General features: G+C 58.5%; 20 protein-coding genes and 2 pseudogenes. 14 read left to right on the forward strand and 8 right to left on the reverse strand.

Annotated features, from left to right (window positions below; all coding sequences use genetic code 11):
• Window positions 1-51: 51 nt before the first annotated feature.
• The 3 genes and pseudogenes from HF949_RS10140 to HF949_RS10150 all read right to left on the reverse strand — a co-directional run.
• Complete coding sequence (locus tag HF949_RS10140) at window positions 52-528, reverse strand: DoxX family membrane protein (protein WP_292894660.1); 477 nt, start codon at window positions 526-528, stop codon at window positions 52-54.
• Window positions 528-1,331 carry a TetR/AcrR family transcriptional regulator gene (locus tag HF949_RS10145; RefSeq protein WP_292894664.1) on the reverse strand — a complete coding sequence of 268 codons (804 nt, stop codon included), beginning with the start codon at window positions 1,329-1,331 and terminating at the stop codon, window positions 528-530. Before HF949_RS10145 ends, HF949_RS10140 begins: the two co-directional genes overlap by 1 nt.
• Window positions 1,332-1,839: 508 nt before the next feature.
• Window positions 1,840-2,019, reverse strand: a pseudogene (locus HF949_RS10150) (Qat anti-phage system TatD family nuclease QatD); the annotation flags it as partial.
• A gap of 94 nt (window positions 2,020-2,113) precedes the next feature.
• On the opposite strand from HF949_RS10150, the pseudogene HF949_RS10155 reads away from it, so the two are divergent.
• Window positions 2,114-2,432 (forward strand): annotated as a pseudogene (locus tag HF949_RS10155) (DUF3363 domain-containing protein); the annotation flags it as partial.
• Window positions 2,433-2,461: 29 nt separating this feature from the next.
• Here the strand turns inward: HF949_RS10155 and HF949_RS10160 are convergent.
• Complete coding sequence (locus HF949_RS10160; RefSeq protein ID WP_292894667.1) at window positions 2,462-3,364, reverse strand: LysR family transcriptional regulator; 903 nt, start codon at window positions 3,362-3,364, stop codon at window positions 2,462-2,464.
• Window positions 3,365-3,545: 181 nt separating this feature from the next.
• On the opposite strand from HF949_RS10160, the gene HF949_RS10165 reads away from it, so the two are divergent.
• The 7 genes from HF949_RS10165 (at window position 3,546) to HF949_RS10200 (ending at window position 9,795) form a co-directional block, all read left to right on the forward strand.
• Window positions 3,546-4,778 carry an MFS transporter gene (locus HF949_RS10165; RefSeq protein ID WP_292894670.1) on the forward strand — a complete coding sequence of 411 codons (1,233 nt, stop codon included), beginning with the start codon at window positions 3,546-3,548 and terminating at the stop codon, window positions 4,776-4,778.
• Between the two features lie 23 nt (window positions 4,779-4,801).
• Window positions 4,802-5,812, forward strand: a complete 1,011-nt coding sequence (locus HF949_RS10170; protein ID WP_292894673.1) for an alpha/beta fold hydrolase — start codon at window positions 4,802-4,804, stop codon at window positions 5,810-5,812.
• Between the two features lie 108 nt (window positions 5,813-5,920).
• Window positions 5,921-6,088: a hypothetical protein gene (locus HF949_RS10175; protein ID WP_292894675.1), complete on the forward strand. Its 168-nt coding sequence runs from the start codon at window positions 5,921-5,923 to the stop codon at window positions 6,086-6,088.
• Between the two features lie 53 nt (window positions 6,089-6,141).
• The gene (locus HF949_RS10180) at window positions 6,142-6,726 is read left to right on the forward strand and encodes a TetR/AcrR family transcriptional regulator (RefSeq protein ID WP_292894678.1); all 585 of its coding nucleotides are present in this window, start codon (window positions 6,142-6,144) and stop codon (window positions 6,724-6,726) included.
• A 66-nt stretch (window positions 6,727-6,792) separates the two neighbouring features.
• Window positions 6,793-7,665, forward strand: a complete 873-nt coding sequence (locus tag HF949_RS10185) for an NAD(P)-dependent oxidoreductase (RefSeq protein ID WP_292894681.1) — start codon at window positions 6,793-6,795, stop codon at window positions 7,663-7,665.
• Window positions 7,666-7,669: 4 nt separating this feature from the next.
• Window positions 7,670-8,884 (forward strand): MFS transporter, encoded by a 1,215-nt coding sequence (locus HF949_RS10190; protein WP_292894684.1) that lies wholly within the window; start codon window positions 7,670-7,672, stop codon window positions 8,882-8,884.
• A gap of 536 nt (window positions 8,885-9,420) precedes the next feature.
• Entirely contained in the window at window positions 9,421-9,795 is a 375-nt protein-coding gene (locus HF949_RS10200; RefSeq protein WP_292894687.1) for a hypothetical protein, read from the forward strand.
• Between the two features lie 147 nt (window positions 9,796-9,942).
• On the opposite strand, the gene glnQ is transcribed toward HF949_RS10200, so the two are convergent.
• The 3 genes from glnQ to glnH form a co-directional block, all read right to left on the reverse strand.
• Complete coding sequence (gene glnQ, locus HF949_RS10205; RefSeq protein WP_292894689.1) at window positions 9,943-10,674, reverse strand: glutamine ABC transporter ATP-binding protein GlnQ; 732 nt, start codon at window positions 10,672-10,674, stop codon at window positions 9,943-9,945.
• Window positions 10,671-11,327, reverse strand: coding sequence for a glutamine ABC transporter permease GlnP (glnP, locus tag HF949_RS10210; protein ID WP_292894691.1), 657 nt, complete (start codon window positions 11,325-11,327; stop codon window positions 10,671-10,673). The genes glnQ and glnP overlap by 4 nt, the downstream gene beginning before the upstream one ends.
• Before the next feature lie 135 nt (window positions 11,328-11,462).
• Window positions 11,463-12,206, reverse strand: a complete 744-nt coding sequence (gene glnH / locus HF949_RS10215; RefSeq protein ID WP_292894694.1) for a glutamine ABC transporter substrate-binding protein GlnH — start codon at window positions 12,204-12,206, stop codon at window positions 11,463-11,465.
• A 195-nt stretch (window positions 12,207-12,401) separates the two neighbouring features.
• On the opposite strand from glnH, the gene HF949_RS10220 reads away from it, so the two are divergent.
• From HF949_RS10220 to HF949_RS10230, 3 genes are all read left to right on the forward strand, one after another.
• Window positions 12,402-13,970, forward strand: coding sequence for a sigma 54-interacting transcriptional regulator (locus tag HF949_RS10220; RefSeq protein WP_292894697.1), 1,569 nt, complete (start codon window positions 12,402-12,404; stop codon window positions 13,968-13,970).
• An 86-nt stretch (window positions 13,971-14,056) separates the two neighbouring features.
• Complete coding sequence (locus HF949_RS10225; protein WP_292894700.1) at window positions 14,057-15,256, forward strand: aromatic amino acid transaminase; 1,200 nt, start codon at window positions 14,057-14,059, stop codon at window positions 15,254-15,256.
• Window positions 15,257-15,538: 282 nt separating this feature from the next.
• Window positions 15,539-16,702, forward strand: a complete 1,164-nt coding sequence (locus HF949_RS10230) for an MFS transporter (protein WP_292900120.1) — start codon at window positions 15,539-15,541, stop codon at window positions 16,700-16,702.
• 27 nt (window positions 16,703-16,729) lie between these two features.
• On the opposite strand, the gene HF949_RS10235 is transcribed toward HF949_RS10230, so the two are convergent.
• Window positions 16,730-17,383, reverse strand: coding sequence for a GntR family transcriptional regulator (locus tag HF949_RS10235; RefSeq protein ID WP_292894703.1), 654 nt, complete (start codon window positions 17,381-17,383; stop codon window positions 16,730-16,732).
• 393 nt (window positions 17,384-17,776) lie between these two features.
• Here HF949_RS10235 and HF949_RS10240 point away from each other — a divergent pair, with 393 nt between their 5' ends.
• From HF949_RS10240 to HF949_RS10250, 3 genes are read left to right on the forward strand one after another with little or no spacing between them, the layout of a single operon-like run.
• The gene (locus HF949_RS10240; protein WP_292894706.1) at window positions 17,777-18,802 is read left to right on the forward strand and encodes an Ldh family oxidoreductase; all 1,026 of its coding nucleotides are present in this window, start codon (window positions 17,777-17,779) and stop codon (window positions 18,800-18,802) included.
• Entirely contained in the window at window positions 18,802-20,010 is a 1,209-nt protein-coding gene (locus HF949_RS10245; protein ID WP_292894709.1) for an iron-containing alcohol dehydrogenase, read from the forward strand. Before HF949_RS10240 ends, HF949_RS10245 begins: the two co-directional genes overlap by 1 nt.
• Window positions 20,011-20,043: 33 nt before the next feature.
• Complete coding sequence (locus HF949_RS10250; protein WP_292894712.1) at window positions 20,044-21,492, forward strand: NAD-dependent succinate-semialdehyde dehydrogenase; 1,449 nt, start codon at window positions 20,044-20,046, stop codon at window positions 21,490-21,492.
• Window positions 21,493-21,549: the final 57 nt, after the last annotated feature.

Consider the following 21,549-nt stretch of genomic DNA (forward strand, 5'->3'; position numbering starts at 1 on the left):
CCATCAATTGATATCTATCCGCCCGAAAGCCGGTGGGTGAAGTGCGCTTCTTCATTCTTTACGCCATTCGTAAGGATGCGTTGAGGAAAGCGGATTCTCGACAAATGCGCTCAGTCCCTCCCTCAGGCTTTCCACATCGCCCCCAAAGGCGATCAGGATGAAGGCTGCGGCAAGCGAAACGTTCTTCAGGAAATCCCAGAAAACCGGCATCGCCTTGCTGTCGGCGCGGAAAGCAAAGTCACCTAAATCCCAAAATCGTTTGTAAAACAGTGCGGTGATCACGCAGAAACCGGTCAGGGCGATCGCGCCCAATCGGTCCGCCATTCCGCTAACAACTGCCAAGGATGCAAGGACCTTCAGCAGCAAGGCGCCGCCCGCCATTACCGATGCGGTCCCATCCTGCACGCGGATGGATTTCACATACGCTTTCATGCCCTTGAAATCGACAACTACGTAAAAGGCGCTGAACAGAAACACAGCGACCAGTATGAACCGAAGGCCAAACACGATCAGGGTCTCCGCTAGCATCAACCGTTGCTCCCTTGATCGTCGGAACATCCGTACGGCTGCATCAGCACGCTCGCCACGCGCGCCTCCACGTCCTCAACCAACGCCTCGAAACACGCACCTGCACGCGCCCTTACGGCCTGACCTGCCATGAAATCCAGAAGGAGCCGCGCACGCACCTTCGGCGATGGCGCACTTGCAAGCTCGCCCTTGATGATGGCGGTTGCAAAGCGCGCGGCGATCTTCGCTTCCAGCATTGTGAAGGACTGCGCGATGATCTGCTGAACATCCGCCATTTCTTCAGCGGCGGTTGTTGCGCAACAGACCAGAAGGCACCCCGAAGGGTGTGCGGCAGAAGTGTTGTTCATCGCCGACACCAAAAGAAAGGCGCGGACGGCACGAGTCAGATCCGCCTCGTCCTCGAAGGCTTGCAAAGCTTCTGCGGTGATCGTGTCTTCATAAACCTGGAGCGACTTGAGAAAGAGCGTTCTCTTGTCTTTAAACGTCCGGTAAAGACCGGGCCTTGACGTTCCCGCAGCCTCGACGAGGCTGTCCAGTGATGCGCCGTCATATCCAAATTTCCAGAACACCTGAATCGCGCCAGCAAGCGCACTCTGCTGATCAATAGATGGCGGCCGGCCGCGCCCTCGTTTGGTTGAAGACGCCGCAGCGTCGCTAGGCTTCTCGGACACGTGATCGCCCTCGCGTACTGGATATGCGATTAGGATGGCATTAATGTAACTATTCAGTACGAAAATAGCAACGGGTTCGATCGAGAATGATGTGGTCGCTGATGATAGAAGAGTGGTGAGGCCATTGAGCACTCGACGAATACTCGGCCGTAAAGGTGGAAGCCTGCACGATTGTGTTTCCAACCAAGGCAGCCAATTGCCCGAAGCGCCGGTGCCGATGAGAACATTTTACTCGTTGCCAAGTACAAACTCAGCGCCGAGCTCTGATGGTTAAAGCTTCAGATAAGTCCCATCCGCAGCGACAAAGATATAAAATGTTGGGTTACAGCGTCCTGGCTTTTTCTGCAGAACTACAATAAATAAAAACAGGAATATGCAATCAACGTGTCAGAGTATAGTATTGACAAAAATGGGGGAGGGGGTGATGTGTCACGTTTGGTGAATATGAAAAATATGCATACTCCATAGCTCTCTAGTGATCGCCAAAAATTGATTGAGGAGCATCCCGTATGTATACTTAACTCATCTAGGTATATTCTGAAAGAAGGGCTTTCAGATTCCTAATGATCGTGGCGGACATTTCGGTCGGCCGCACTCCATGCATGTGCGCTAGTTGTGCTTTCTCATGAGGTTGTTCAGCGCCTAGAGCCGCGCGAACGTAACGAGTGTCGGACGACCGTTCGTTATTCCGCGGCCAAGCCTTGGGTGTGGTGGTCACCGTCAGGGTGAACACACCATCGCGTTGGCAACGCTCTACCGCGGCCGCGTGGTCGGGGTAGAGATCGAGATGGCAATGAAAATCTACGAGACCTGATCGCATAAGCCCCCCTGCGACGGTGCGGCGCGAACGCCAGCCAGCAAACGCCCAACCTCCTTTAATCCGCAGCGATAGACATCAGCTAGGTGCGCGGCGTCAACGGGTGCGCGATGCCATGGACCAGCGCCGGGAGCATCATATTGAACAGGGCGACGCCACGCGAGCACGGGATGGCCGCATCTTCCGCCGGCGCCGCCGTTCCGGGCGACGGCGGACGGCGAGAAGATCAGCGGCAAGTTCAGCGCGACCGTGCAATTATCGAGCGGCAAGTTCGCCATAGTCGACAGAGCCGCGAGTTCACGCTTGTCCCGTGGCGGCCGATCATCGATCGTCAGCTCGGATGCGAGGTCGTAGGCGTCATGCAGAGCGGCTCTGTATCGCGGCAGTTGGGGCGGCAGCATGGGTTGGTGCTTTAAGGAAAGTAACGGAGCGCTTGCTTCAAGAGCTATCCCCAAGGCGGACCAGCAGACCATTCACTGCGAACAGTCTCAATGAACATGCGCACCTTAGGCGACAGGTTGCGCCGCGTCGGATAGACGGCGCAGACGGGTGACTCCTCACGTCCGAACTCTTCGAGCACGGCGACAAGTCGTCCACATTTTATGTCTTCGCCAACGAGGAATGCACCAATCTGGACAAGGCCCAGGCCTGCGAGCGCTGCATCCCGCATCGCTTCAGTATTGTTGAGACGCATGCTCCCCTGAACCGCGACCTCCCGATCTTCCATACCAACCCTGTAACGCCACGGCACAATGCCGTTCGCATGGGTGAAGACAATCTTGTCGTGGTGCGCCAGCTCGGCAGGCGAGCGTGGTGCGGGGTTTCTTTCCAGATACGCTGGCGCTGCACAGGTGATGTAGCGATGTGGTGCCAGGACCTGTCGGATCAGGCGGCTGTCGGTTGGGCCGCCGATGCGGATGGCAACATCGATCCCTTCCGCGACGAGGTCACGGTAGTTGTCCGAAAATGACACGTCGGCTTCGAGATCGGGCCATCTCGCGCGGAATCTTTGGAGCACCGGCAAGACGTGCAGACGTCCGATGGCGATGGGTAGATCGAGGCGAAGACGGCCCCTGGGAATCTGGTTCCGGTGCGCCAATGCCGCTTCGGCGTCGTCCACTTCACACAGGATGCGCATGGCGTGCTCATAAAAGAGCCGGCCTTCCTCCGTCAGACTGACGCTGCGGGTCGTGCGATGGACGAGGCGCGTCGCAAGGTTCTCTTCGAGGCGCGCGACGCACTTGCCGACCGCAGATCGGGAGAGACCGAGCCGTTCGGCCGCCCGCGTAAAGCTTCTGCTGTCCGCTACACGCACAAAGGCCAGCACATCCCCAAGATGGTCGATCATCAGAATATCCAATTAGGCACGTTTCGTCCCCAGTGTTTCCACAATAAGACACTTTATCGCAAATACGAACACAGTGAAGATCGAAGGACGCACCGCAGATGAGTGATGCGCATGATTCTACGTATTGGGGTGGGCGCCACGATCCTCGCTTTCTCGCCCCATGATGAAAAGGAGCGAGTGGATGGAACCTCAAGAACAACAGCCATTGGCGAAACCGCAAAGCATTGATGATCGCCGGGCGTGGCTGTCCGTCTGTGCGGTAGGCCTCTCCACATTCTCTGTTGTGACCACCGAAATGCTGCCCGTGGGGCTGATGACGCCTATCTCGGAAAGTCTGCGGACCTCTGTCGGCACCGCTGGACTGACGATCTCCGTGCCGGCCATCCTCGCCGCCTTGTTCGCGCCTGTCGTCGTTATTGCGGCCGGAGGTATCGACAGGCGGCGCATCTTGTCCGGTCTGCTCGTGCTGCTGATGGTCGCGAACGTGATGTCGGCGCTCGCCCCTACTATCGGCTGGCTTCTGGCCGCGCGTGTCATCGTCGGCTTCTGCATGGGCGGCATCTGGGCCATTGCCGGTGGTCTCGCGCCTAGGCTCGTGCCCGAACGGTCGATTGGCCTCGCAACAGCGATTATCTTCGGAGGAGTCTCCGCCGCTTCAGTGCTCGGCGTGCCAATTGGCGCGGTCGTCGGCGATTTGACAGACTGGCGCATAGCTTTCGGAGCGATGGCGGCGTTCAGTGCGCTCGTGCTCGCGATCAATCTTTGGGCGCTCCCAGCACTCCCGGTCGGCCAGTCCGTGCGGCTCGGCCAATTTACGGAGCAGATCACGCAGCGGCCGATTCAGCTTGGCTTGGTTGTCACCTTTCTTTTTGTCGCCGGTCACTTCATGGCCTACACCTTTGTCCGGCCGCTGTTGCAAAGCGTGTCCGGTATCGCAGTCGAATGGATCGGCGTTCTTCTCTTCGTCTATGGCGCGGCGGGGATCACCGGGAATTTCCTGGCTGGCATCATCGCCTCAAAGCGGACAGCCGCTACCCTGATCGTCATTGCCATTGCTCTCGCTGCGACTATCTTTGGCTTCGCAGCTTTTGGCGGCACGCCAACAGGCGGAGCGATTATCCTTGTCTTGTGGGGCGTTGCCTACGGCGGGGTCTCCGTCGCCTTGCAGACCTGGATGATGAAAGCAGCACCATCGGCGATCGAGATCGCCACTTCGCTGTTCGTCTCCATGTTCAACATCGGTATCGCGCTCGGATCGTTCGCGGGAGGGCGCGTGGTCGACCGCTTCGATCTTCATACCAATTTGCTGCTGGCGGCGATCCTGCCAACCCTCGGGCTTCTTTTTGCACTGGCGATCCAACTTCACGTCGCGCGCGCAGCCGGAAAATCAGCCGCTGTACCCGCTAGACATTAATCGTTTTGGAAAAGGCTGACGACATGACCTATGAGATTTTCGACCTGGGCGACGTTCACTTGCAATCGAAGCGATGCCTTCGCAATGCAAAGCTCGCTTACAAGACCTATGGCACCCTCAATACGGCGAAGGACAATGCCATTGTCTATCCGACATCCTTCGCCGCCACGCATGATGATGCTGCGTGGCTGATCGGGCCGGGCCGCGCGCTCGACCCGGGAAAATACTTTATCATCGTGCCCGATGCCTTCGGTAACGGCCTATCCAGTTCCCCCAGCAACACGCCCGCGCCTCATGACGGGAACCGCTTTCCGCATGTCACCATCCACGACAATGTGGCGCAGCAACGACGCCTGCTGACGGAAAAGTTCGGTATCGACCAAATCCGTCTTGCCATAGGCTGGTCCCTAGGAGGGGCGCAGGCATTCGAATGGGCCTCGGCGTTCCCTGACAAAGTGGAGCGCCTTTTTGCTTTTCAGAGCGCGGCCAGAACCTCGCGCCATTTCTATCTCTTCTTCGATAGCGTGCGGGCGGCGATAGAACTGGACGCCGATTTTCGGGAAGGCTTCTATACGCAACAGCCGCAGCGTGGCTTGCGGGTCGCGGCCCGCATTTATGCCGCATGGGGTTTTTCACAAGCCTTCTTTCGCGAGCGGCTGGACGAAAGCGCGCTGGGCTATGCTTCCATCGACGATTTCCTTGTCGATTTCTGGGAAGGCTGGTTCCTCAAACGCGACGCCAACAATCTGCTCGCCCAGCTCTGGACAGGGCAGCACGCCGACATCGGCGCCAATGATCTCTATCGTGGCGATGTTGGCAAGGCGCTCAGCGCGATCCAGGCGGACACCATCGTCATGCCATCGTCGAGCGACCTCTATTTTCCAGTCGAAGATGCAGCCGGAGAAGCACGCCGGATATCCAGGGCGGAGTTGCGCGTCCTCGAGTCTCATTGGGGTCACGTCGCCGGCGAGGGGCTGAATGATGATGACACCACAGTCATCGAACAGGCCATAGCTGAATTGCTTGCAAGATAGGACGGCGAATGGCGGCAGCTTTCGGCGGAAACCTTCCTCGTGCGCCATGGCGGCACCAGCCCGCAGGTTCATGCTCTGATCGTAACGCGCTCGGCCGGGAAGTGGCCGGTGCCGACGATCCTACGTGTCGAGGTCGGCCGCGGCGCTCCGCTGTCGATGAGTGCTGCCGAACACGAGGTTTCGCTCTTGGTTGAGGGTGACGCGACGAGGAACAAGGCGAATGTCACATTCCTGCCGCTGCGCGACGAGCCGGAGATCATCCCGTTTTATGGTTGACTGATTGAGGCATCTTATTATGGTATGAATGTTACACAATTAATAGGTTCGCCATGGCCCGCCCCAGAGAGTTCGACGAAGACCGCGTGCTTGACGCCGCGATGGAGACCTTCTGGCGCAAGGGCTATGAAGGGACTTCCGCCCAAGACCTTGTGGACGCCACGGGTCTCGGGCGCGGCAGCCTCTATGCCGCCTATGCGAACAAGCAGGGCATTTTCGAGCAGGCGCTTCGGCGCTACCACAAGCGCGCGCAAGGCCATGTCGATCAACTCCGCGAGCCGGGCTCCCCTGTCGAGCGCCTTCGCGCGTTGATGGAGGGGATTGTCGATGTCGATCTTGGGGCGTCGGAGAAGCGCGGATGCCTCGCCACCAACAGCGCGATCGAGGTCGCCAACCGCGATCCGCATGTTGCCGATCTGGTGCGCGGGAATTTCGACATCCTGACACGCGGTATCGAGGAAACGATTCGGCGCGGTCAGGACGCTGGCGAAATCCGCTCCACCACCGATGCCGAAACGCTGGCGCTTTTCGTCTTCAACGCCGTGCAGGGGCTGCGTGTACTGACCAGCACCGCCGGCGCGAAGGATCGCGCCAAACTGACCACGATCATCGACCAGACTTTAATCGCCCTGACCTGACCCCCTTTTTTTGGTCGATTATGGAACGATCATTAAATAATATCCACAGCATCACAGGAGCACCCTATGGCAGAGAATAATCCCACCGTTGCAGTTGCCGTTCTCGGCACCGGCCTCATCGGCGCAGCCATTGCCCGCAATCTCGCCCGCAAAGGATTTCATGTCCGCGCGTGGAACCGCACGGCTGAGAAGGCCCAAATCCTCACGGCCGATGGTGTGCAAGCCTTCGACAATCCGGTCGATGCCGTCCGGGACGCAGATGTCATCGTCACCGTGCTGAAAGATGGTCCTGTCGTGCATAAGGCAATGGCGGCGGCGCTGCCCGGCCTGCGCAAAGGCGTGATCTGGCTGCAACTCAGCACGGTGGGCGTCGAAGCCATCGACACGCTCGCCGCCCTCGCCGAGGAAAATGGCCTCCTCTTCTACGACGCACCCGTTCAGGGTACCCGCCAGCCTGCCGAGCAGGGCAAGCTGGTCATTCTCGCCTCCGGTCCCGAAGAAGGTCGGCGCGTTACGCAATCGGTCTTCGACGCCATCGGCCAGCGCACCCTTTGGGTGTCGGACAGGCCGGGTGCCAGCAGTCGCCTCAAGCTGGCGCTGAATGCCTATATATTCGCGCTCACGCATGGCACGGCCGAAACCCTCGCCATCGCCAAGGCGCTCGGCGTCGATCCGGCGCTGGTTGTCGAGGCCGTAACCGGCGGGCCGCTCGACAGCGGTTATTTTCAAGGTAAGGCCATCGCAATGCTGAAAGGCGATTTCACCGCCAGCTTCTCCATCGCCAACGGGGTGAAGGATGCGCGCCTCGTCGTGGACGCGCTGACCGGAACCGGCGTTCAGGCGGATTTGGCGGCCGCTGGTCTGGCCCGCTTCCAACGGGTCGCGGAGGCCGGACATGGCGGCAAGGACATTGCGGCCTCTTTCCTGGCGGATGCGTAACGCCATGACAGTTTCCGAAAACATCCAGACTGAACGCCCGGAAGCGGAAGGCGCGCACGAGCGTCTGCCGGTCGGGCAATTGCTGGCGTTTACGGTGGCGGGGTTTCTCGCCATCATGACCGAGAACATGCCCGCCGGTCTTCTGCCGCAGATCGGCGCAGGCCTCGGCGTATCGGAAGCCATGGCCGGGCAGACTGTGACGCTCTATGCGCTCGGCTCGGTGGTTGCGGCCATCCCGGTCATCGCGGCGACAAGAAGCTGGAATCGCCGCCCGCTGTTCCTGTTGGCGATTGCCGGGCTTCTGATCTTCAACACAATGACGGCCGTGTCGGCGCACTACGGCATGACGCTTCTCGCGCGTTTCATCGCCGGCATGTCGGCGGGCGTGGTCTGGGGACTGGTCGCGGGCTATGCACGCCGGCTCGCGCCGCCGCATCTGCAAGGCCGTGCACTCGCCATCGTTGGCGTCGGTCAGCCCATTGCGCTGTCGCTCGGGGTGCCGCTTGGCGCGTGGCTCGGTGGCCTGTTCGACTGGAGGGTGGTCTTCTGGGTCATGTCCGCCGTCGCCTTGCTGCTGATAGCGTGGGTGCGCTTCGGCATCCCCGACTTCCCTGGTCAGGCACAACACCAGCGGCTGCCGGTGCGCAAGGTGTTCCTGATCCCCGGAATCGGCCCGGTGTTGCTGGTGCTGTTCGCATGGATATTGGCGCACAACATCCTTTACACCTACGTCGCGCCGTTCCTAGGTGCTTCTGATACAGGGTTGCAGGTTGAGGTTATTCTTCTCGTCTTCGGCATCGCATCTGTCGTCGGCATATGGGGAACCGGCGTTCTGGTGGACCGCCGTTTGCGGGGCGTCACGCTTATCAGCCTCGCCGCCTTCGCAGTCGCGGCGGCCTTGCTGGCGATACCGCATGGATCAGCTGTGTTGGTGCTGTTCGCCATCGCCATCTGGGGGCTGACTTTCGGCGGTGCGCCGACCTTGCTGCAAACGGCGCTGGCGGATGCCGCAGGTGAACATGCGGATGTCGCCCAATCCATCCTCGTGACCATCTTCAACCTCGCTGTCGCGGGCGGCGGACTGATCGGCGGTCTGGTGATCGACGCGGCCGGGCCATCATGGCTGCCGTGGACCTTGTTGCCGCTGATCGTCATCGCATTGGCGACGGCGTGGCAGGCGAAGGCTCACGGCTTCCAGGCCGGTCATCGCGGGAATTGAGGCCATGTGATGACAACACTCAACATTACAAGAACAATAGGACATAGTTCATGAGCAATTCGGCACTCGCTCTCATCAAGGCGCGTATCTCCGACGATTGCTCGTAGTTGGAGAGACCGCGATCGTACGGAGGGTACGCGCTGACCCAAGCAGGCAACCTTGGCTCGCGGAGCTTCTCGAACGAAAGGCTGTCCGGGTGGCAACTGTCGGGCTAGCCAACAAGACTGCACGGATCGCATGGGCGATCATGAGAAGAATGGAAATCTACACCGCCTGAAATCGTCCCGATTGCCCATACGAGGCGAAGGGATGGTGAAAGAGGAGTGAGTGGTGATGACAAACCGGTCAGACCGGGGATCGGCCAAACCCGGGGGAGCAGAGCGCTAAGAGCGCGTTGACCTGATCAGGGAACCGATCCGCGGAATTCATCAGGGCCAACAGACATGTCGAGCTGCACAAACAGGCCGAACACATGGATGCACCCGACCGGTGCTTGTCGCATCAAAAATCCTCTGCACCAAGGGAGCCTTCCACACATGATGAAGGACATCATCGCCGGCAAAACACGCGCGACCATGAAAACCGAAAAGCTGCGCGGAAAGGCCATCTTTCGCGGCGGTCGCGGGACCGCGATCCGGACCATGGGCTTGCTCGGCGGGATCTTCTCCTATGCGGTCGAGGCCGGGGTGATCAAGCACAACCCTACGCATGGTCTCCGCAAGCCGAAATATGAGGTCCGCGACCGCCTGCTCACTGAGGCCGAGTACCGGTTTCTAGGCGGCATTGTCAGGGATGCGCAGGCGAGCGACCACTACAGGCTACATGCCGAAATTCTCAGGCTGATTACGCTCACCGGCTGCCGGCGCGGAGAAATCGTCAAACTCAAATGGCGTAGATTAAGGTTATTGTGACAATCATGAGAGAGAAAACCAACCTCAATATCTTTTCTCATGGGTTTGGATTCCTGCTTTTGCAGTCAATAACCGCGCCGTTTGTCTGTTTACGTTTTTGGATTTCGAAATCGCACGAAATTATATGATAAGAATTTCCAAGGAGAGCTACGGCACGACATGCCGTAGAAAATCGCGGAGGCGGGGATTGTCAGTATTGGCAAGCATCTCCTGCGGGTTCCCGTCGACAGAAATATGACCGTTTTCCATGAAAATCAGACGCGTTCCTACTTGTCTGGCAAACCCGATTTCGTGCGTTACGACGATCATTGTCATGCCTTCTTCCGCAAGAGATTGCATGACTTGGAGAACTTCATGGCGGAGTTCCGGGTCCAATGCGGAGGTAGGCTCGTCAAAGAGCATGACCTTCGGTCGAACCGCTAACGCTCTGGCAATTGCGACGCGTTGCTGCTGGCCTCCTGAGAGCTCTGAGGGATAGTGAGACGCGCGTTCTGCAAGCCCTACTCTTGCCAGAAGCTCGTTGGCCTGATCGCGCGCTTCCGCTAGGGAAGATCCCCGAACTCTGCGGGGGCCGAAAGCGACATTTTCGAGAGCGGTCATTTGGGGGAAGAGGTTGAATTGTTGAAACACCATCCCCGCCTCTTGGCGGATCAGGCGAATGTTTGAGCCGCCCTCGGTGATGCTACGTCCATCCACAATGAGATCGCCTCCCTGAATTTTCTCCAAGCCATTGATGCATCGCAGCAAGGTGGATTTTCCCGATCCCGAAGGCCCAATGAGAACGATTTTTTCCCCGGGCTCGACAGCAAGATCGACGCCATCGAGAATGGTTACGCTTCCAAAGCGCTTGGTCACATTTTTGAACTCAATAATACTCATAGAATGCGCATCCTCTTTTCAATGCCGCGAAGTACAGAAGCCAGAACGGTCGTCATGATGAAGTAGAGGATCGCCACAGCCGACCATATTTCCACTGCTCGGAAGTTTGTCGCCATTACTTCCTGGCCCTGCCGGGTGAGCTCTCCCACCCCGATGACGATGAACACCGATGTGTCCTTCAGGCTGATGATGAACTGGTTTCCAAGAGCCGGGATCATGCGGCGAAAGGCCAGGGGGCCTGTGACATAAGTCAGGACCTTCCATGCTGGGAGACCCAGAGAAAGACCGGCTTCCCGCAGCCCCGGGTGGATCGATAGCAGTGCACCGCGAACAATTTCTGCTGTATAGGCGCCGGAATTGATCGTGATGGAGGTGATGGCCGCCGTCACTGGATCGATCCGTATGTCGGCGACCAGCGGCAAGGCGAAGTAGATGAACATCACCTGCACGATGATCGGCGTGCCGCGTATCAGTTCAATATAAGCGAATGCCACGAGACTGATGATGCTGTTGCCATAGGCGCGCATCAGGCCGGCCACACAGCCGATAAGAAAACCAATGCCAAGACCGATTACGGCGATGGTCAAAGTGAGCTGAGCTCCTTTCAACAATTGTGGAAGAGCTTCGAGAATAACAGACCAGTCGAACTGCATTTTTCCCCTCCGGGCGTTGCCTCGCGTGCAGCGAAGCAACGCGCCGTTGCATGTTTGAGAGTTGGGCAGGCAGGGACGCTCGCGCCCTGCGAAAAGTGTTCCGGCGCGCGGAGGCGCAGCCGGAACGCGATATGCCTATTTTGCCGGAGGCTCGGAGCCGAACCACTTCATGTAGAGTTCAGCGTAAGTGCCATCGTCCTTGATTTCAGCCAGCGCCGCATTGACCTTGGGGACGAGAGGGCTGCCTTTGGGAAACCCGATGCCATATTCGTGGGCCATGACCTGCTTGCCGGCTGGTCGCACTTTTCCCTGACCGTTTGTCTTGATGTAATAGAGAACGTTTGGCGTGTCGTGCATGGCGCCATCCACTCGGCCGGTGACAACTTCAAGATAAGCGTTGTCGCTCACAGGGAAGAGGCGCAGCTCGGTCTCCTTCATGTGCTCCTTGGCATAATCGACGGTCGCGGTGCCAGTCTTGGCTGCCAGTACTTTTCCGGCCATGTCTTCCGGGCCCTGAACATCGCTGTCCACCGGGACCATCAAAAGGAAGCCGCTGTCATAATAGCCGTCGGAGAAGTCAATGACCTTCTTGCGGTCTTCCTTGATGGTCATTCCAGCGATCGCGATATCGATCTGGCCGGTCTGAAGGCCGGGAATGATGCCGTTGAAATCCATCGGTTGGAGTTTGTATTTCACGCCGATCCGTTGAGCGACCGCATCCCAAAGGTCGATATCGAAACCAACATATTTATCGCCCTCCTTGTACTCAAAGGGCACGAAGGCCGTGTCGGTGGCGACAACCAGTTCTTCCTCGGCCCAGACGGCAGTGGAAATCAAACCAGCGGCAATAGCGATAGCAAGCTTTCGTAGTGACTGCATTTTAATCCTCCCAATTCAGGTCAAAGGGCTGGCTGGCCCCTAAACGGATGCGACCTTTCCGGCATCCGGGAATGCAGTCACGCAAGGGTTGTGCCAGTTTTGGATCGCGATCTGACCGGCACTTGCTTGCCGAATGGAAAGAAATGTGTACAATTTTGCGCGAAATTTAGCAAACCGTAATGGATTTCTTACAGAATGCGTATTGAACTGATTACCGAGACACGGGTAGGCATCACGAGGGAGGTGCTGGATGTCTTCGCCCAGATGGACTGGCTCCTGCGCGGCATCGAGGTGGTATGGCATCACATCTACCTTGATGTGCCGAACCTCAAACCGGCAGGACTTGCAGCAATCACTGACCGGCTCCTTCAAGTACCGGGTGTCTGGTCGGTGCGCGAGATCGACCTGCTCCCTGGCGAGCGTCGGCGGATGCATTTCGACACGCTGCTTGGCGCTCTTACGGATCCTGTTCTGGCGCTCGATGCTGGCAACAGGATTCTGGCATCCAATGACGCCGCTCTTGAGGCTCTGCGCCTTCCGCGAGCCAGTCTTGGCGAACTGCCGAGGCTTGAGGCTGTCGTGACGCCCGACATTGCGCGTGCGATCAGGGAACGACGCGAGGATGGTAGTAGCCGGGAGGTGAATATCGGAGGCCGACCCTACCGTGTTGATCTCCTGTCAACGCCGCCAGTAGTGGAAGACGATCCGGGAGGTCCGCACGGAGCCGTTCTCCTGTTTCGCCCTCCAAGCAGTCTTGGTGAGGATCTTTACGCTCTTTCCCGCCATGAGGGGGATGAAGGCGCCCGTTTGGTGGGTCATTCTTCCGGCTTGAAGAAGGTCAAGGAGCTGATTCGCCGTTTCGGGACTGTCAATGCACCGCTTCTGATTACGGGGGAAACCGGTACGGGCAAGGAACTGGTCGCCCATGAATGCCATCGCGCTTCAGATCGCGCGGACAAGCCGTTTCTTGCACTTAACTGCGCAGCCCTTCCGGAAAATCTCATCGAGAGCGAACTCTTTGGTTATGCGGCTGGGGCGTTCAGCGGTGCGCAGAAGAATGGAAAACCAGGGCTTTTTGAACTAGCTGACCGTGGTACCGTTTTCCTCGACGAGGTGGGAGAGATGTCGCCCTATCTGCAAGCCAAGTTATTGAGGGTTTTGCAGGATGGCAGCTTCATGCGTGTTGGCGGAAGGGCCGAGACCCGTGTCAATGTACGCATTCTTGCTGCGACGCATCGCGATCTGCCGGCTATGGTGCAGGAAGGGAGTTTCCGGGAAGACCTCTACTACCGGCTGAACGTCCTTACGATTCACATTCCACCGTTGCGAGAGCGGCGTGACGATATCCCACTGCTGGCTGACCACTTCGCGCGCCGCGCGGCGGCGCAGATAGGTCGAACGTTTGCAGGGATATCAACGACTGCCGCGGCAATGCTCCGGGAGGCAGATTGGCCCGGAAATGCCCGGCAACTGGAGAATGTGTTGTTCCGTGCGGTGACATTGGCAGAAACGGACGTTCTTCAACCAGGGGATCTCGGAGATGCTCGGGCAGGACAATCTAAGGGCACGAATGAAGCCCTGGGCATTGCGGACACTTCTAATCATGGGGAGCCGGAAACACTGGCTGAAGCCGTGGAGCATGCTGAACGCAGTCTCCTTTCTCGGCTATATGCCGAACATCCAAGCACACGCAAACTTGCGACCAAGCTCGGGATCTCTCACACGGCGGTCGCGAACAAGCTGCGCAAGTACGGCATTCAATGACAGCGGTTGGCATGTGAATTGCTTCCCTGAGGTAGCGTGCATTTTTGTATTAGAAAGCGCGATCTCACTGGGAGGATTTCCTGCACATGTTGAATGCAATTACACCCACGCCAACCGATCCGCTTTGGGCGCTTACGGGCCGTTTCAAAGCGGACCCGCGGCCTGAAAAGCTTGATCTTCTCATTGGCGTTTATCGTGATGAGAGTGGTGAGACCCCGGTTATGGAAGCTGTCCATCAGGCGGAAATGCACTGGGCGCGGGGACGAGTCTCCAAGACCTATCCTCCTTTGGCCGGGCATGAAACCTTCAATCAGTTGATGTCGCGGCAACTGCTTGGCACTCCGGCATTGATTGAGCGCGCGGTGACGCAGCAAACGGTGGGTGGAACCGGAGCTTTGCGGTTGCTTGCAGATCTGATCGCGCATCTGAGGTCTGATGTGACGATTTGGGTAAGCGATCCCGGTTACGTCAACCACGAACCGATCTTCAGGGCCGCCGGTCTGAAGGTGCAGAAGTTTCCGTACCGCCAAGTGGGCGGTGACCTGGATGTCGCTGCCATGCTGAACGGTCTTGAAGGTGCGCATCAAGGTGATGTTCTGGTCCTGCATGCGTGCTGCCATAACCCTTCCGGCATAGACATGCCGCCCGAACTCTGGTCTTCGCTTTCCGGGCTTTGTCGCAAGAAAGGTATCGTGCCGCTGATCGACAGTGCCTATCACGGGTTGGGAGATGGACTTGAGGCCGACCTCGCAGGGTTGCGCTACATGGCTGAAACGGTGGGCGAAGTCCTGGTTGCCGCGAGCTGTTCAAAAAATATGGGTCTCTACAGTGAACGTGTGGGCTGCGCGACAATCTTGAGAGAGAAGCCTGGAGCGGCGGATGATGTTCGCGGTGTGCTTCAGGGGTTGGCGCGCCGCAGCTACTCCATGCCGCCATACCACGGTGCCTCGCTGGCGGCGATGGTGATGGAGGATGAGGCGCTACGCGAAAGCTGGCTTTTGGAGCTGGAAGAGATGCGCTTGAGAATTGTCGGCAATCGTCGTGCGCTCGCCGAGGCGTTTTTGAACCGGACCAACCGAGCCGATCTGATCGCGGTCGGGAAGCAAAAGGGCATGTTTTCGATACTGCCTCTCAACACGGATCAAATGATGCGTCTGCGGGAGGGTTTCGGGATTTATGGAACGGATTTTGGCCGTATCAATATTGCCGGTATGTCTTCGAGCGATGCGGATCGTGTTGCCGATGCAGTGCTTGCCGTCATGTCAAATATGGAGCCGCCCGGGTAAAATGGGCGACCCCCAATCATCGTATGTTTGGTAGTGAATCGATTTTTCATTTAGCCTCTGCCTCGATCAAAACCCCAGCCGTGAACAGGGTTCCCCGGATGTGTTGTGACCAAGCCTCTCAGGAACTTTCGGTGGTTGGCTTCCAGAAACGGGACGTGGCTCGATGAAGTCACCTTTTCCGGTCGGCAATGCTGGAAGCTCAAGCGCCATGTGGGCGGGGGAGGACGCTTGACAGATGATTTCAGGCGGCAGCGCCGCAGGTGGGCAGTGGCAACGATCATTGTGTGCCAAGTCGCGAGTATGGCGCTGTGGTTCTCGGCCTCTGCGCCTGCGGCCCAGATGCTTGAAACCGGTGACCTTACCGCCCGTCAGGCCGGGTGGCTGACGATCGCTGTCCAGCTCGGTTTTGTGGCGGGAACATTGCTGAGTGCTGTTACCGGCCTTTCGGATCGTTTTGATCCGCGCCGGGTTTTTTGTCTTGCAAGTCTCATGGGGGCGGGTGCGAATCTGGCCCTGCTTCTCACTGGGTTCGACGGGAATGGACCCATCGCTCTGCGATTTTTGACGGGAATGTTTCTCGCTGGTGTCTATCCGGTCGGGGTCAAGTTGGCCGGGGGGTGGGCAAAAGGGGCAATGGGGTTGATGATCGGAGGGCTTGTCGGCGCTCTGACACTCGGCTCCGCGCTTCCCCATGCATTTTCTTCGCTGGGGAGCGTGGATTGGCGCATGACAGTGGTGCTAGCGTCAACAAGCGCGGTTGCTTCGGGATTCTTCATTCTCAGTGTAGCGCTCGGCCCGCAGCACCGGCAGAGCCCTGCATTTCGCCCGGCGGACGCATTTGTTCAACTGCGCCGTCCCTCCGTGTTTCTGGCCAATGGCGGGTATCTGGGACACATGTGGGAGCTCTATGCCATGTGGACGTGGATTCCCGTGTTCCTGGTCTGGGCTTTGCCGCAAACCGGCTCTGACTGGACGGGGCGCGAAAGTCTGGCTGCATTTGTCGTGATCGCCATTGGCGCTGTCGGCTGTGTTGCAGCGGGGCTTCTCGCCGACCGTATCGGGCGCAGCGTCGTCGCGACCAGTGCGATGCTCATCAGCGGTCTATGCGCTGCATTGATCGGATTTGCACCGCCGCTTGGCCTGTGGTGGTTGATGACCATCGCCCTCATATGGGGTGTAAGTGTGATCGCTGACTCTGCCCAGTTTTCCGCCGCAATTGCAGAACTCGTCCCCTCTGAAATGGTCGGAACGATGGTGACACTTCAAACGTCGTTGGGCTTCCTTTTGACCATCATGAGCATACAGCTCATGCCGTTGGTCGTGGAAGCTGTGAGTTGGCGCTACGCGTTTGCATTCCTTTCACTCGGGCCAGCCTTCGGGGCTGTCTGCATGCTTTTGCTGCGAAGACAATCTGATGCCGTTCTCATGGCTGACGGGCGGCGCTGACTGGCGCTGGGTACCAGATGCGCGTGGTCATACGTCCGGTTCCTCCTCAATATCCTTGAAGAAGGGCTCCATACGCTCACGCGACGCGATGATGTGTTGTTCCATCGCGCGGTGGGCGCCTTTGCCGTCTCCCGCAACAATTGCCTGCACAATTGCATCATGTTCCTTGATCGCCTCACTGGTGACGGCCGAGTGATAGCGTAGCCGGAAAAGTTGTGAGTGAATATGAAGCCGTTCGAGCGCATCGACCACAACCGTGTTGCCGCCCTTGCGGGCGACCCACAAGTGAAATGCACTATCGCTCAAAGCGAAGCGCCCATACTCCGCCCGCTTGCCAGTCGCGAGCGGGCGCTGCATGGCCCCGGCAAGGGTGGTCAGTTCCTTTTTTTCCTTCGGTCCAGTCCGTTCAGCAGCACGCCTCGCCATGGGAGGTTCCACCAGGAGGCGAAAGTCATACATGTCGGAGAACTGGTTTGCGGTCGGCAAAGGGGCGGCGCTGTATCCCACATTGTGTGCGCTCACCACCAAGCCTTGAGTTTCCAGGCGGATCAAGGCCGCGCGGATCGGAGTTTGGGAAACCTTCAGCTTGCGGGCCAATGCGTCGACGGAAATCCGGCTTCCTGGAGGAATTTTCAATGAAATAAGTGAGGCCAGCAGTCGCTCATAGACTTCGTCTCCCAAGGACTGCCTTTGTCTTATGGGGGGAACTTCTAGCATTTGGAATCCTGTTTCTAACGGAAGCGAGGTGGTGCCGTGCAGCAAGAACTCCCGTTGTAATATCGTATCGTATTTTCGAGTGCTAGCCGTGAAGTTCATAGGCTGTCGAAGGCCGGTGCCAGCTTTTCTGCTGGAAAGGAGTGTTGCGCCGACCCGCCTGGTGCGAAAACTCCCTCCCTGTCACCTGCATGCCAAAAAGCTAGCCGGGTCTTAAGCATTTGCTTTTGCTCAGAAAAGGAAACTCGCCCCAAATAATCAAGGCGTCCGTTTTACCAACTCCTGCTCTCCACGCTTGACAGAGGCGAGAAGTACTCTTACCGATAATATATCGTATCGGATTTGATTGATGGGAACGTTATGCAGATTTCAGTGGAGGAGGCGCATCGCACGGCACTTGCGGCTTTGATGCGCGGGGGCGTTCCGGAGGAAAACGCGAGAACGCAACTCGATGTGTGGATGGAAGCTGAGTTGCGCGGTCACCCGTCACACGGTCTGTTGCGCCTGCCAAGGATCGTGGAGCGCATCGCCAATGACGTTGCCAACCCGACGACAAAGGGCAAAAGCAACTGGAAAGGTAAAGCTCTTCTCGCCGTCGAGGGCGAAGGCGGTTTGGGACCAGTTGTCGCCAACACTGCCATCGCGCAGATCTCCGCGCGAGCGGTGACGACGGGTATCGCTGCCGCCGCGATCCGCGACAGCAATCATCTCGGCATGCTGGCTGTTTATGCCGAGCGTGTCGCGGAGAAAGGCCAGATCATGCTGGCCCTGACCACGAGCGAGGCTCTGGTTCATCCGTGGGGTGGACGGTTCGCTATGGTTGGCACCAATCCGATTGCGATTGGTGTTCCAGCCAAGCCTGCTCCCCTCGTTCTCGACATGGCGACCAGCAAGGTCTCGATGGGCAAGGTTCATGACTATGCCAATCGTGGAGAAGCTCTTGAGCCCGGATGGGCGCTGGACGCCAAGGGCGATCCCACCACGGATGCTGCGGCCGCGCGCGACGGTGCCATCGCGCCCTTCGGCGATGCCAAGGGCTATGCGCTTGGCCTGGCTTTCGAGGTTTTGGTTGCCGGTATGACCGCCTCGGCGCTGGGGCGGGACGTAAAAGGAACACTCGACTCTACCGTGCGCTGCAATAAGGGCGATCTCTTCATTGTCATGGAGCCCTCCGATGCACAGACGGTGGAGAATATTGGTCACTATCTCAACGCAATCCGCGAATGCGAACCAGCGCACCCTGATCGTCCCGTGCAGGTGCCGGGCGACCGGGCGCGCCGCAGTCGTAAGGAACGGGCCGGGAAGACACTGGAGATTGCGGAGCCCGTTTGGCAGCGCATCTGTGCGTTGGCGGGAGAGCCGAACAACCACGGGGGAAGAGGTTGATGTTTGATGCGTTCGGAGTGATGCGGCCCGCCAGAACAGTACTGTTCGGCGATGGCCAGCGAAGGGCAGTCGGTCGCGTTGCAGCGGGTTTCGGTAAAAGGGCGCTGGTGTGCACAGATGAGCGTTTCGCCGCGACGCAGGAGATGGCCGAACTCAAATCGCTGATGGAAGCACAAGGCATAGAGGTCCGCATCTTCGATGGGACGGAGCCAGAACTGCCAATTGCCGGTGTGCAAGAATGCGCGGAAGCCTACAGGGATTTCGCTCCCACAGTCATTGTCGGAGTGGGCGGCGGAAGTTGTCTTGATCTTGCCAAGCTGGTCAGCCTTCTGCTCGCGCATGGCGGGTCGCTTCCCGACTACTATGGCGAGATGAAGGTACCCGGTCCGATCATTCCGGTGGTCGCTATCCCGACCACCGCCGGCACAGGCTCGGAAGTTACACCGGTGGCCGTTCTGGCGGACAGCGAACGGGAGCTGAAAGTCGGCGTTTCCAGTCCCTTTCTGGTGCCGGAAGCAGCCATCTGCGATCCCGAATTGACGATTACGTGCCCGACATCTCTTACCGCAATTGCCGGTGCCGATGCGCTGACACATGCCCTTGAGGCTTATACGGCAATCCGGCATTCGCCCTCTTCGGAGATCGCTTTCGAGCGCGTGTTCGTCGGGAAGAACGTGATGAGCGATTACCATGCGCTCGAGGCGATCCGTGCAATCTCGCAGGCGCTTCCAAAAGCCGTCGCGAATGGTTCCGACCTCGAGGCCCGCCGGATGATGATGTATGGATCCGTCGTGGCGGGTCTGGCTTTCGGCGTTGCGGGGACGGCGGCAGCGCACGCCATACAGTATCCGGTTGGGGCTCTCACCAAGACGGCGCATGGCCTCGGTGTCGCTGCGTTAATGCCGTTTGTAATGCGCTTCAACCGTCCCCAGTGCACAAACGAGTTTGCACAAATAGCCAGGGCAATGGGTGCGGAAACGCAGCTGGATGAAGACGCCCTCGCGGATATGGCTATCGAGAATGTCTGCGCGCTTTTCTCCTCAATCGGTATTCCGCAAACCCTAGGCGAACTCGGCGTTCCAGGGGATCGGCTGGACTGGATCGCAGAAAAAGCACTGCTTGCTGGTCGCTTGGTCAACAACAATCCGCGCCCGCTCGATCTCGAGAGTGTGCGCCAGATCGTGGATGACGCACACACAGGGCTTTAAGCGCCCGGCATTCAAAACATTACGGAAAGCGACATGACACTACAGATCTCTCAAGTCCCGACGAATCTTCTCATCGGCGGTGAATGGTGCGAAGGCAGCAGCGGCAAGCGCATCCCCGTCTATAATCCCTCCAATGGCGAGGTTCTTGCCAGCGTCGCGGATGCCACACTGGACGATGCACGAAAAGCGATCGACGCGGCCGAACAAGCTGCGGCAGGCTGGCGCGCGACTGCCCCCCGCGAGCGCGGAGAAATCTTGCGGCGCTGCTTTGACCTGATGCAGCGCGACAAGGAGAAACTGGCCCGACTCATCTCACTGGAGAATGGGAAGGCATTGAAGGATGCGCGCGGCGAAGTTGCCTATGCGGCGGAGTTCTTCCGGTGGTTCTCCGAGGAAGCGGTGCGCGTGAATGGTGATGTCAGCGTTGCACCGGGCGGCGCAAGCCGCATCCTGGTTCAATACGAGCCAATGGGAATTGCCATGCTGGTGACACCCTGGAATTTCCCGGCGGCCATGGCGACGCGGAAGATCGCGCCGGCCCTTGCAGCAGGTTGCACCTGCATTCTCAAGCCGGCCACCGAAACCCCTTTAACGGCTTTCGTCATGGGAGAAATCCTGGCGGAAGCAGGCGTACCCGCGGGTGTCGTGAACATACTGACCACCTCCTCCTCCGGTAAGACGGTCAGCTCCATCCTCCACGACCCGCGGGTGCGCAAGCTCTCCTTCACTGGGTCCACGGAAGTCGGACGTATTCTTCTCCGTGAAGCTGCCGACACGGTCGTCCATTGTTCCATGGAATTGGGTGGCAACGCTCCGGTTCTCGTTTTTGATGATGCCGATCTCGACAAGGCGATCGAGGGGGTCATGCTGGCGAAGATGCGCAATGGTGGTGAGGCGTGCACGGCCGCGAACCGCATCTATGTGCAGGACAAGATTTATGACGCTTTTGTCGAGCGTCTTGGCCAGCGGATGGAAGCGCTGACGCTTGATGAAGCGGCGAAGGAGTCGACCGATTGCGGACCCCTGGTCAATGCACAGGCGGTCGAAACGGTCGGCGGCCTTGTGAAAGACGCAGTCTCCAAAGGAGCGCGCGTGGTGACGGGCGGCAAGCAGGTCACCCAGCCCGGACATTACTATCAGCCAACGGTGCTCGCTGAAATTCCGGAGAATGCGCTTCTGCTGCAGGAAGAGATTTTTGGTCCGGTCGCGCCTGTCATCCGGTTCCAAGATGAAGACGCCGCCATCAGATCGGCCAACGACACCGAGTATGGCCTTGTCGCCTATGTCTTTACCGAAGACTTCAGACGTGCATTGCGGGTCAGCGAGCGGCTGGAAGCAGGGATGATCGCCATCAACCGCGGGATCGTCTCCGACCCTGCCGCGCCCTTCGGTGGCGTAAAGCAAAGTGGTTTGGGACGCGAGGGCGCACATCACGGGATTCTGGAATTCATGGAGGCCAAGTACATCTCGGCTGAATGGTAGCAGCGTCCTCCATACGCGCTGTGGGGCAATCAATCTGTATGGATAACAAGACATGGG

The organism is Nitratireductor sp. (assembly GCF_017794765.1).
Lineage (GTDB): Bacteria > Pseudomonadota > Alphaproteobacteria > Rhizobiales > Rhizobiaceae > Nitratireductor.